This window comes from Silvanigrella sp. (genome assembly GCF_044369315.1).
In the GTDB taxonomy this organism is placed as follows: domain Bacteria; phylum Bdellovibrionota_B; class Oligoflexia; order Silvanigrellales; family Silvanigrellaceae; genus Silvanigrella.
Genome location: NZ_JBIPMD010000091.1, coordinates 1 through 11372 on the forward strand (window position 1 = coordinate 1; position 11372 = coordinate 11372).

10 protein-coding genes are annotated in these 11372 nt (G+C 32.1%); 5 read left to right on the forward strand and 5 right to left on the reverse strand.

Going from position 1 to position 11372, the window contains the following annotated elements:
• The coding region (gene ileS, locus ACIQ56_RS08975; RefSeq protein WP_397600732.1) for an isoleucine--tRNA ligase at positions 1-2419 on the reverse strand (2419 nt) is incomplete at its 3' end.
• 184 nt (positions 2420-2603) lie between these two features.
• On the opposite strand from ileS, the gene lepB reads away from it, so the two are divergent.
• The 3 genes from lepB (at position 2604) to ACIQ56_RS08990 (ending at position 5231) form a co-directional block, all read left to right on the forward strand.
• Positions 2604-3278, forward strand: coding sequence for a signal peptidase I (gene lepB / locus ACIQ56_RS08980; protein ID WP_397600733.1), 675 nt, complete (start codon positions 2604-2606; stop codon positions 3276-3278).
• Positions 3279-3442: 164 nt separating this feature from the next.
• Positions 3443-4051, forward strand: a complete 609-nt coding sequence (gene rpsD / locus ACIQ56_RS08985; protein WP_153421788.1) for a 30S ribosomal protein S4 — start codon at positions 3443-3445, stop codon at positions 4049-4051.
• 307 nt (positions 4052-4358) lie between these two features.
• Positions 4359-5231 (forward strand): phenylalanine 4-monooxygenase, encoded by an 873-nt coding sequence (locus ACIQ56_RS08990; RefSeq protein WP_397600734.1) that lies wholly within the window; start codon positions 4359-4361, stop codon positions 5229-5231.
• Between the two features lie 32 nt (positions 5232-5263).
• Here the strand turns inward: ACIQ56_RS08990 and ACIQ56_RS08995 are convergent, their stop codons facing one another.
• The 3 genes from ACIQ56_RS08995 to speA form a co-directional block, all read right to left on the reverse strand.
• On the reverse strand, positions 5264-5614 hold the full coding sequence (locus ACIQ56_RS08995; RefSeq protein ID WP_397600735.1) for a hypothetical protein: 351 nt from the start codon (positions 5612-5614) through the stop codon (positions 5264-5266).
• Positions 5615-5792: 178 nt separating this feature from the next.
• Positions 5793-6707 (reverse strand): bifunctional 5,10-methylenetetrahydrofolate dehydrogenase/5,10-methenyltetrahydrofolate cyclohydrolase, encoded by a 915-nt coding sequence (locus ACIQ56_RS09000; RefSeq protein ID WP_397600736.1) that lies wholly within the window; start codon positions 6705-6707, stop codon positions 5793-5795.
• Between the two features lie 60 nt (positions 6708-6767).
• Positions 6768-8690 (reverse strand): biosynthetic arginine decarboxylase, encoded by a 1923-nt coding sequence (gene speA, locus ACIQ56_RS09005; RefSeq protein WP_397600737.1) that lies wholly within the window; start codon positions 8688-8690, stop codon positions 6768-6770.
• Positions 8691-8901: 211 nt separating this feature from the next.
• On the opposite strand from speA, the gene ACIQ56_RS09010 reads away from it, so the two are divergent.
• The gene (locus ACIQ56_RS09010) at positions 8902-9381 is read left to right on the forward strand and encodes a hypothetical protein (protein WP_397600738.1); all 480 of its coding nucleotides are present in this window, start codon (positions 8902-8904) and stop codon (positions 9379-9381) included.
• Positions 9382-9472: 91 nt separating this feature from the next.
• On the opposite strand, the gene ACIQ56_RS09015 is transcribed toward ACIQ56_RS09010, so the two are convergent.
• Positions 9473-10276: a sterol desaturase family protein gene (locus ACIQ56_RS09015; RefSeq protein ID WP_397600739.1), complete on the reverse strand. Its 804-nt coding sequence runs from the start codon at positions 10274-10276 to the stop codon at positions 9473-9475.
• Positions 10277-10483: 207 nt separating this feature from the next.
• Between ACIQ56_RS09015 and ACIQ56_RS09020 the strand changes: the two genes are divergently transcribed.
• A complete protein-coding gene (locus tag ACIQ56_RS09020) occupies positions 10484-11263 on the forward strand; it encodes a transporter substrate-binding domain-containing protein (RefSeq protein WP_397600740.1) in 780 nt (259 codons plus the stop codon).
• The last annotated feature ends 109 nt before the right edge of the window (positions 11264-11372 follow it).

Consider the following 11372-nt stretch of genomic DNA (forward strand, 5'->3'; position numbering starts at 1 on the left):
TGGATACTTCTTTTAATAAATTTTGCTCTTCAATTGATATTTCTCTGTGCTCTGGCAAAATAGATAAATGAACACTTCCTATTTGTTTTAATTCTTTTGTAAGAGCTAACTTACCAAAGAAATACTCTGCTGTAAAAGGAGCAAAAGGAGCCAAAACTTGAGTTGCTTGTAAAAGAACTTTATAAAGTGTTGAATAGGCTTCATTGTTACTTTCCCAAAAACGACGTCGACTTCTTCTAATGTACCAGTTATTTAAATCATCAAAAAACTCGATAATAGAAGGAGCTACTTTTGCAATTTGGTAAGTGTTCATAGACTCATCAATGTTTTTGATGAGTTCATTTAAACGTAACTGAATCCATTTGTCTAATTGATTGTTACTTTCAATAAAATCGTTTTCAGGGCACCACTTATCAATAGAAGCATAAGTTGCGAAAAAAGAATAAGCATTCCATAAAGGTAACAAAACACGACGGGTGCTTTCTTTTACACCTTCAATACTAAATCGAACTTCTTCTGCTACTGTTGCTGGGGAAGATAGTAAAAATAAACGGATGGAATCGGCTCCGTATTCCTCCAATGTTGCCATTGGATCCGGATAGTTCTTTAAACTTTTACTCATTTTACGACCATCTTCTGCAAGAATTAAGCCGTTTACTACAACATTTTTAAATGCTGGTTTTTCAAATAATAAGCTAGAAAGTAATGTTAAGGTGTAAAACCAGCCTCTTGTTTGGTCTATTCCTTCACAAATAAAATCTGCAGGAAATAACGATTCAAATTCTTCTGCTCGCTTAAAAGGATAATGATGTTGTGCGTAAGGCATAGACCCTGATTCAAACCAGCAATCTAGTACAAAAGGAATTCTTTTCAGAAAGGTACCAGGATTTTTGGTAGATGGTATTAAAATATCATCTATAAATTCCATATGGAGATCTGTTATTTTTTTATCTGTATATTTTTGAAGTTCAGCTATAGAGCCAATACATAACTCTTCTCCTGTTACTTCATTTTTCCATATTGGAATAGGATTACCCCAATAACGGGAGCGTCCAATATTCCAGTCTCTTGCATTTTCAAGCCATTTGCCAAAACGACCCGTTTTAATATGCTCAGGAACCCAATTTATTTGATCATTCATTTTAAGTAACAAATCACGATTTTCTTGAATTTTAACAAACCAAGAAGGAACAGCTCTGTACATTAAAGGAACGCCGGATCGGTAACAATGAGGATAACTATGCACAAATGTTTCGTGCTTGAAAATAAATCCACGTTTTTTAAGATCAGCAATAATGACCTTATCTCCCGCTTTAAAGTCGAGTCCTACGACTTCTGGGATGTTTCCTTCAATAAATTTTCCGTTTGAATCTAAATGGTCAAATATAGGAAGTCCGTATTCTTTTGCTGCATGAAAGTCATCTTCACCAAATGCAGGAGCGGTATGAACAGCACCCGTTCCAGTATCGTGCAAGACATAATTCGTGCCATAAATTTTAAATGAATTTTTACCACCTTTTTCAACCCAAGAGTTGAAAAAAGGCTCATAAGACACATTCACTAATTCTTCACCAACAAACTCGCGAATAATTTGGTATGAGTTTTCTTTAGGCCAGTAAGAAGAAATACGATCTTTTAAAATATAATAATTTTCATTTGAATTTGAATCGTGAATTTCAGCATAAATTGCTTTTGCATCAATAGCGACAGCAAAGTTAGCTGGTAGTGTCCAAGGTGTCGTAGTCCAGACAAGAAGACTTTTACCTTCGTGTTTTCCTTTTAATTTTGCTTTGATCGTTAAAGAGGGATCTTGAACATCACGATAATCTTGACTGGCTTCAAAATTAGATAGAGTTGTTCCTAGAGCAGCTGAATAACTTACAACAAATTTGCCCTCGTAAATTAAGCCTTTTTGCCACAACTTATGTATAATATTCCAAACACTTTCCATAAATTCGGGATCCATGGTACGGTATTCGTCATCCATATCAACCCAGCGGCCTAGACGCTTGATATAATTTCGCCATTCTTTTGTATAACGTACAACAGATTCTCTACATGCTTTATTAAAATTGGGAATACCAAATTTTTCAATGTCCAGTTTTCCATTTAAGCCAAGTTCTTTTTGAACAAGTAATTCTACAGGGACGCCATGACAATCCCAACCAAAACGTCTTTCTACCCGAAAACCTTTCATGGTAAAGTAACGTGGGAAGGCGTCTTTAACAGAACTTGGAACAAAATGGCCAAAATGTGGTAATCCTGTTGCAAAGGGAGGGCCATCGTAGAAATTATATTTTTTGTTTTGAGGGCGTTCGGATATGCTTCGTTGGAAAATGTTTTCGCTTTCCCATTTATTTAACATTTCCTGTTCTACCGAAGGAAAATCTATTCCTCTGGCTGGTTTTTCGACTTGCATGGAAGGCTCCCAATTATTTGTTGATAAGTTAAACCGAATACTCCGGTATTATGGTGGGTATATCAAATAATAAGGGTATACGTATAGTTTTTTAGGTGGAAAATGATATAAAAAAGTGTATGAGTATATCACAATTTGGCTTGTTTGTTGGACTTTCTTAATTCAAATGTCTGAGAGGCCTTTTTTGAAAAAAAATTATTTTACAGAATTTTTATGGGTAGTCGGTTTTATTCTTGTTTTTGTATTAATTAAAACCTCTTTACTTGGGTTTTTCTTAATTCCATCAACATCTATGTTGCCAAATATTATTCCTGGTGACAGAGTTATGCTGAATAAATTGAGTTATGGATTATGGCTTCCTTTTGTGAAATCTCCTCTTATAAGATGGAAAAGTCCAGATCGTGGGGACGTTCTTTTTTTTAATTCTCCTAATAGTAATGAAACATTTGTAAAGAGGGTTATTGGTATCCCTGGGGATACTATATCTTTTCATAAAGGGATCGTTATAATCAATGGAGAACAGGTTTCACAAAGTTATCTTGGCAATAGCCCCTACCGCTACTATCAAAATTCTCTAATTATTGAAGAAAATAAGGATTTACATTTGGAGCCACATCTAATACTGATGTCGGATGAGCCTGGTAAGACTTACTTTGAGTCAGGAACATTTCTTGTTCCCCCCAAGAAAGTATTTGTACTTGGCGATAACCGTGATAGTTCTGTTGACAGCCGCGTTTTTGGTTTTGTAGATGAAGATGCTCTGTATGGTAAAGCCATCTTTGTCTTGTTCTCAACTACTGGAGATACTGGCTTATTTCCGGAGTTCCGTACCGACCGTTTTTTCAAGCAAATAAACTAGTCCGGGGCGTATGGAGAATTTATTTAATAGTTTTAGTTAGTTACAATGCAGGCATAGGCGTAAGAAAAAACATGAAAAGATTTTCAATAAGGGCTTTCCTTATGAAAATAAAAAACATATAGTGCGCCTGTGTTTTGAACATTTTATGGAGGTACTTAGTACATATGTCTCGTTACACTGGCCCACGCATGCGCATCGCTCGTCGCCTCGGAACTTTGCCAGGGCTTACAAATAAAGAAATCAAAAGGAAATCCCGCCCTGGACAACACGGCGCGGCTCCGCAAAAGAAGTCAGAATTTGCTCTTGCTCTTGAGGAAAAGCAAAAAATTCGCTTTAACTATGGTCTTACTGAAAGACAAATGCAACGTTATGTAAAAGCAGCTCGTAAGGCTAAAACTCTTACTGGTGAAGCTCTTCTTCGCATTTGCGAAATGCGTCTCGATAGCATTGTTTTCCGTCTTGGATTTGCCCCAACGATTCCAGCTGCTCGTCAGCTTGTTCGTCACGGACATGTTCACGTAAATGGCCGTAGAGTAAATATGCCAGGTTACCAATGTAAACCAGGTGAAGTTATTGTTCCAACTAACAAAGAAGCTACTTTAGCTCTTGTTAAGAATAACATCGTTCACCGTTCTAATGCACAACCGCCAGCGTTTTTAAGCCTCAGCTCTGATAAGCTTCAAGCGTCTGTTGTTAGTGTTTGTTCACGTGAAGAAGTTCTTCTTAATGTGAATGAGCGTCTCGTGGTTGAATATTACGCACAACGCGGTTAATTCATCGTTTTCTTTGAAAAAGACCTACTTTTTTTGTTAAGTTTTTTTGTATTGTTCCCCCCGGAATAATAAAGAAAAATATTAACTAGAATAGTAGGTTTTTTTTTATTTAAATTTTAATCCTTTTAAGATAGTCTGAGCCCATAAAAAAGAAAGTGATCTAGCTTAAATGAGAAGCTGATCCATAAAAATAGATAATGTCTTTGCTTAACTTCTACGATATGATTATCAAATGTATTTTGAATCAATTCCGATTGATTGAGGGAAACGCAAAAAAAATAAAACCCTTTTTTAAATAGGCAGATATATGAATTCTGAATTTCGTCCCAATCTCAAAAATCACTCCATACCCATTCCTGAAGGCGCTTTATCTATAGAGGTTGAATATAAAGCAAAATCTTCATATCCCGTTGTTCCAAGCCCCTCTGTTGAAGGCACAATAGGTTCTAAAATTATTGCTCCAAAGTATTCTCAAGAACAAAATGAAACATGGAATAAAATGTATGAAAAACAAAGAGTTTTAGTTCAAGATCATTTATGTGAAGAATATATGAATGGAATTCATCATTTAAAATTTCCTTTGGATAAAATTCCTAAATTAGCAGATTCAAGTGAAGCTTTAAAAAAATGTACGGAATGGCAAGTCATAAGAGCAGAAGGACTTGTTTCTCCTGTTAACTTCTTTGCATTGCTTGCGAATAAAGTTTTTCCATGCACCGATTTTATCAGACACGCAGATGAAATTGATTACACTCCAACACCAGATACCTTTCATGATCAAATAGGTCATTTGCCTATGATCACGCACAGTCGTTTTGCCGAATTTTTTCATTTATTTGGAATTGCGGGATCGGCAGCAAAAAATGAAAAAGAGCTTATGTGGTTCAACCGAATTTATTGGTTCACTGTTGAATTTGGTCTTATTAATGAGACGGCGCACAAAGGAAAGAATCGCGATCCTAAGTTAACAAGAATTTATGGTGCTGGTATTGCTTCTTCATGTGGTGAAATTCTTTTTAGTTTATCTGATAAAGTAAAAAAACATCCATTTAGTATAGAGAAAATTATTGAAACAGATTTTGACATTCATCATATGCAAGATCAATTGTTTGAAATATCATCCTTTGAAGAACTTGAAACTGAATTTAGAAATTGGGCAAGAAAAAAATCTTTTATTTAATCATAGAGTCTTTTTTTATTAAATAAATATATTTAGGGACAATGAAAAGATTTATTTATTTTATCTATTCTACAGTTAGAACTATCAACAGATCTTAATGAATTCACAAATCCATGTGGGTACATTGCACTGCAAAAAAGAAGTGAAGATGTTTCATCTTCTGTTGTTTCTATAGTAAAATCATCCCATAATGGTTGTCTTGTAATTTCAAAATTGTAAATGGTTTTTCCATTTAGCTTTATAGCATAAATATACCAATTATCGACTACATTAAACATCGAGCTATAATCCCCATTTTTTATATTTGGGCATTTATAGTCAATAGCATAAGAAAAACTAGGCAAAATTGAAATAAATATTGAAATAAAAAAACCTTTTTTCATAGAAATAACCTCATCTATTTGAATTTAACTTATTATTCATTTTTAAATATTTGTTTTTTAAAAATTAGAATCGTGTATTTTTTTATTATCAGTGAATTCTTTTGTTGTCAATATTATTTTTTTATAAAACAAAAAGAAGCTTACCAGATATGAATAAGATTACCAAATATTTTAAGTATTATTTATTCCATGAAGCTAGTGCTGTATTTAACATAAGCATTGCAATTGTCATAGGCCCAACTCCACCAGGAACGGGAGTCAGAGCGCTTGCCATTTCTTTTATATTTTGATGGGTATCACCGCAAAGTTTTCCATTTTCTTTTCTATGTATACCAACATCAATTACGACAGCATCTTTTTTAATAAAATCTTTTGTTACCATTTCGGGTTGCCCTGCTGCAGCTACTAAAATATCTGCATTTTGACAAATTTGAATTAAATTTTTTGTTTTAGAATGTGCAATTGTTACTGTAGCGTCAGCGCTTAATAAAAGTAAACTCATTGGTTTTCCAACAATATTACTTCTCCCAATAACAACTGTATTTTTCCCAGAGGGATCTATACCGTAAGCATATAATAAGGCCATGACTCCAAAAGGGGTACAGGCAATGGCACTATTTAACTCACCCGTAGCTAAAGTTCCTAAGTTATGGGCTAGAAATCCATCCACATCTTTTTGAGGTAAAATTCGATTTAAAATATTTTCAGTATTTAATCCATTTGGAAGAGGTAATTGAACTAAAATACCGTCGACATTATTATCTTTATTTAACATATCTATTGTTTGAAAAAGTTTTTTTTCAGTACTTTCTTCTTTAGAAATAAAAAAACTTTGTGATTCAAAACCTGCTTCTTTAAATATTTTTATTTTATTATTGACATATACTTGTGAAGCTGGATTATCGCCAGCTAAAATAACTGCTAAACAGGGTATTTTTCTGCCTGATCTTAAATTTTGAGCTTGAGTAACAAAATGACTACTTAACAATTTTCCATCAAGAATTTTACAATTCGTATTATCAAAATATTTAACAGAATTAGAAAAATCAGGAATAATAAACCCTGAGTCTCGAGCTCGTTTAAAAAATTTCATATAATCCCCTAAAAATAAAAAACCCCTTGAGTGAATCAAGGGGATGTTTGGTAAGTACAATTACTCAATTATTTCTAATGAGTTTTTTCTTACAAGGTAAGGGTATTCATTAAAAAAGTTTTTTACTTTTTGAAGAATACGTTCACTTTCTTGTTTGTCAATAACACCTGCTGCGACATTTCTTTTTAGTTGAAGGTTATAGCCTTCAATAATTTCTTCGTCTTTATAATTCATAATACGAAGAATTTCACCAACGTCTTCACCTTTTACTTCATCAACCGATGAAATTGTTCCTTTATCCGAAATTCGAACAATAAGCTCGTTTACAGCACCAAAAAGATTATGATTGTTACCTAATGCTTCTTGGTAAGCGCCAACTAAAAAGAATCCAATAAAATAAGGTTCATTTGATTTAGGAATATGAAGAGCTAAAGAGTGTTTAATATCTCTTTTATCCACAAATTTATCTAAACAGCCATCGCTATCACATGTGAGATCCATGATGACACCATGATGCTCCGTTTTTTCATTTAATCGTGTTATTGGCATAACAGGAAAAAGCTGATCAATTCCTAATGTATCTGGAATGGATTGAAACATGGAAAAATTAGCCATGTATTTTCCAAATTGATTTTTTTCAAGCTCATCGAATTCTTCTAGTTGCATTCCTGAATTGCGATAAAAACTAAGAGCTTTATTGCATAATTCATAATAAATGACTTCGGCTTTAGCTCGTTCTTCTATTTCAAGGTAACCCAAATTAAATAAGGTGAAGAGTTCATCACGGTATTGAAGCGCATCGTGAAAATATTCGACAAAGTTTTTTCCATTCATATAAGAAACGGAATTCACCATATCGGATAGAAGTTTATGATCGTTTGGAGAGATTTTCCATTCTTCAAGATCTCCTCCCGTCTTTTCAACTTCACGAACATCTGTGATAAGTACGGCATGATAAGCAGCCACTGCTCTTCCGCTTTCGCTTACAATATTTGGCGTTTTACATTGCTCTGATTTACAAACATCTTGAATAATATAAATAACATCATTTGCAAATTCTTGCATTGTATAATTATGGCTGACATAAAAACTTGTTTTACTGCCATCATAATCAACTCCAATACCGCCACCAATGTTTAAGTAACGAAGGTTGAATCCACTTTTTAATATTTTTGCATAAACACGCGCTGCTTCTTTCATTGCAGCTTTCACGCGTTTAATTTCTGTAATTTGAGAGCCAATATGGTAGTGAATCATGGCAAGTTGGTCTTTTAATCCTGCTTCTTCAAGCAGGTAAAGAGCTTCCATCATTTCAACACTATTTAGCCCAAATTTACTGCCAATACCCCCGGATTTTTCCCACATACCGGAGCCTTTTGCATAAAGTTTTGCGCGGAGGCCAATATCTACACAAAACCCTACTTTTTTAGCGTGATTTATAATAAATTTAAGCTCATCTGTTCCTTCAATCACAAGAACAACATTTTTACCCATTTTTTTGGCATCAAAAGCGAGTTCAATAAAATGAGAGTCTTTAAATCCATTACAAACAAAAAGAGCTTCTGGGTGAATATCATAGGCAAGGGCAGCAAAAAGTTCGGGTTTTGTGCCAACTTCTAAGCCATAGACATGTTTTTTGCCACTAATGACAAGATCATCTATAAATTCTTTTCGTTGATTTACTTTAAAAGGAAATACAGCTCGAAGATCCCCTTCATATTTAAATTCTTCCATAGCGCTTTTAAAAGCGTTTTGAAGCCTGGTTAGTTGTGTGTCGAGTATTTGCGGAAATCGTATGATTAAAGGTGTTTTTACCTTTTTATCAGCCGCTATCGCTAGAATTTGTGACAAATCAACTGAAACATTGTTGTCGCCAAACGGATAAACTTCGACTGTTCCTTTATCAGAAATGCCAAAATAACCGGAACCCCAATCATCGATACCATAAAGGTCACGAGACTCTTGAATGACGTTTTTCTTCATCGTCATACCCCACACAAAAAAGGAGTTGAAAGAATTTCCGCAAATATTTGCGGGAGAGGAAACACGCTTTCACATATAATAGATGTACGCCATGTCAAGAATTTTCTGAAAATTTTATTTTACAAAGGCAAATCATAAATCCATTTTGTAGTATTTTTATATAAGCATTTATAAATAAACAATATTTACTTTTTATTAAAAGGTATCTTATATGGCATTTTGGCATAATAGTCGCTACGAGGATGTAGAGAAGTCTTCTACCGGTGACCCCATGAGAGGTTTGCCTCATAAAGAATTTCCATGGCTTTTAGGTTACGCCATTTTTTTAGATAATGTGAATGATGAATGGCATTATGAATTTTCCTGTTTAGGTATTTCCCCTGATAAAAATAAAAATAAAGTAAAAGCTTCTCTATTTATGATTGCAGAAAGTCAAGTTTCTAAATTGAATTTAAAACAAATTGGAATATCGAGTGATCGATTGGATTCTATGAATGTTTCGTCATGGAACTATTTAGAAGAAAAATATACATGTGATATCATCTGTGAATTTGCTAAAATAGAGCAAGAAGCAAAGCTAATTACAGAAAAATGGATAGGGTTAATTAAAAAAAAGTATAGTTTAGAATTGAAATCTAAAAAATTAATAGACAAAATAAGATCGGCGAGAATATCAGGTTTTTCCGAATGATTTATTTTTATAATATTCGTCTTGCATTTGTTTTGAAGTGAGTCCCTTATGATCCGGTTTCCATCCTGGAGGGTATAAAAGATAACAAAATTTATCTTTTATTTTTTTTTGTATTTTTTATATCAAGATAAAGATCTCCAAGCATATGAAAAGCAATTTTAACTGGATTGAATGAATTAACAGGGTGAAGAACACCATAATTTGGCACTGATGTTTCTGGAATAAATGTTTTAAATATTTTATCCCAAATAATAAAAATACCCGCATAATTTTTATCTAAATAGGGAATATTTGTGCCATGATGAACTCTATGATGACTTGGTGTATTGAGTATATGATCAAATATTCCAAAAGATTTTGTTAGTTTTGTATGCACCCAAAATTGATAAAATAAATTTAAAGATGATTGGAAAATAATATCTTCAGGTTTGAATCCAATAAAAGCAAGGGGCGCCCAAAATATCCAGGTAAAAGGAGCTCCAATCCAAGATTGTCTTAATGCAGTACCAAAATTATAATATTCAGAAGAATGATGAGTTTCGTGAGCACACCAAAAAAATCGGCAAATATGACTCATTCTATGAAACCAATAATAACAAAAATCTTCTAAAAATATGAGTAAAATAAAACCCCAAATATAAATTTTATCACCATTAAATAAAGCTACCCAGACATTAGGGATTTCAAATAACCGATTCTTATATAAAAAAGAGAAAATATAATAAATATATAAACCACAAATGGAGGAAACAAACAAATATCCTAATCCCATAGACAAACTAGCTAAAGTGTCTTTTAGTTTGTAAGTCTGACTTAATTTAGGTTTAAATTTTAAAATTTCAAGTAAAATAGCTATTAAGTAAATAGGAACTGTAAAAATTAAAATGTACTGCATAACTCACCCGTTTAAAACAAAGTATTAAGAAACATATAACTTGTTTATTTGAGAAAATCAAATAACTTAGGTTCTTAATTTTTAATTATTTTTTAAATAAAAATTGAATAAAGTAATGAAATGTCAACTTAATGTCATTTGTTTTTATTCTAATTCATATAATATTAATTAATACTTGTGTTTTATGCTTTAGAGACAATGAATTTTATGACAAAAATAATATTATTTGTAATTTTAAATTTTTTATTTATAAATAAATCTTATTCATTTGAAGATGAAAAAATTTATCTTTATGTTCAGAATCGACCACCATATTTTATTTTTGACAAAAAGAATGAAATCCCAATAGATGGAATTACTTATAAAATCGTAAGAAAGATTTTAAACTCTTCAAATATTTCATATGAATTTAATAATATTCCATTAGTTCGAGCTATTCCAGCAATAAAAGAGAATAAATTAAAAATATGTTATCCAAATGCAGTAAAAAATAAGGAAAGAGAAGAAATTTCTTATTTTACGAAGCCATTTTATAAAGATAAAAAATCAATTATTATTATTAAAAAAAATAATTTTAAATTTAATGATTATAAAAATTTTGTTGATATTTTAAAAAATAATAATTTTAATTTATTATTAAAAGTTGGCTATAGTTATGGAGATTATATAAAAAAACAAATATATTTAATTAAAAAATATAATAATTCATTCGTTGAAAATCACTTACCACAGGGTATTATTTTATCAACTAAAGACCATGAAAAAATGCTCTATGAAATTAAAGATAATATTGCAGATTATATGATTTTAGGTAGAAATGAAGCAGAATATTTTTTTGAAAAAGATCCTGTTTTAAAAAATTATTTAGAGATGAAAGAATTAAATGATTTTCCTGAAGGGGAAAAAAGGTATTTAATGTGTTCCAAAAAAGTAGGTACAGAATTAATAAAAAAGATAGATATTGAAATTATGAAAATATATAAATAATATGAAGGATATTTTATGGTGCGCCAAGATAAGTGCGTAAGAACCAGTGAGTGCGAATCTCACCCACGTAAAGATTAGCCATCAGCGTGGAAGTAAGCAGTGCGATTAA

Excerpts from the sequence above, each read along its gene's own strand:
- ACIQ56_RS08990 (WP_397600734.1), top strand. The coding sequence starts at position 4,359 with ATGAATTCTGAATTTCGTCCCAATCTCAAAAATCACTCCATACCCATT.
- ACIQ56_RS09020 (WP_397600740.1), top strand. The coding sequence starts at position 10,484 with ATGACAAAAATAATATTATTTGTAATTTTAAATTTTTTATTTATAAAT.
- ACIQ56_RS09015 (WP_397600739.1), bottom strand. The coding sequence starts at position 10,276 with ATGCAGTACATTTTAATTTTTACAGTTCCTATTTACTTAATAGCTATT.
- speA (WP_397600737.1), bottom strand. The coding sequence starts at position 8,690 with ATGAAGAAAAACGTCATTCAAGAGTCTCGTGACCTTTATGGTATCGAT.
- rpsD (WP_153421788.1), top strand. The coding sequence starts at position 3,443 with ATGTCTCGTTACACTGGCCCACGCATGCGCATCGCTCGTCGCCTCGGA.
- ACIQ56_RS09010 (WP_397600738.1), top strand. The coding sequence starts at position 8,902 with ATGGCATTTTGGCATAATAGTCGCTACGAGGATGTAGAGAAGTCTTCT.
- ACIQ56_RS08995 (WP_397600735.1), bottom strand. The coding sequence starts at position 5,614 with ATGAAAAAAGGTTTTTTTATTTCAATATTTATTTCAATTTTGCCTAGT.
- ACIQ56_RS09000 (WP_397600736.1), bottom strand. The coding sequence starts at position 6,707 with ATGAAATTTTTTAAACGAGCTCGAGACTCAGGGTTTATTATTCCTGAT.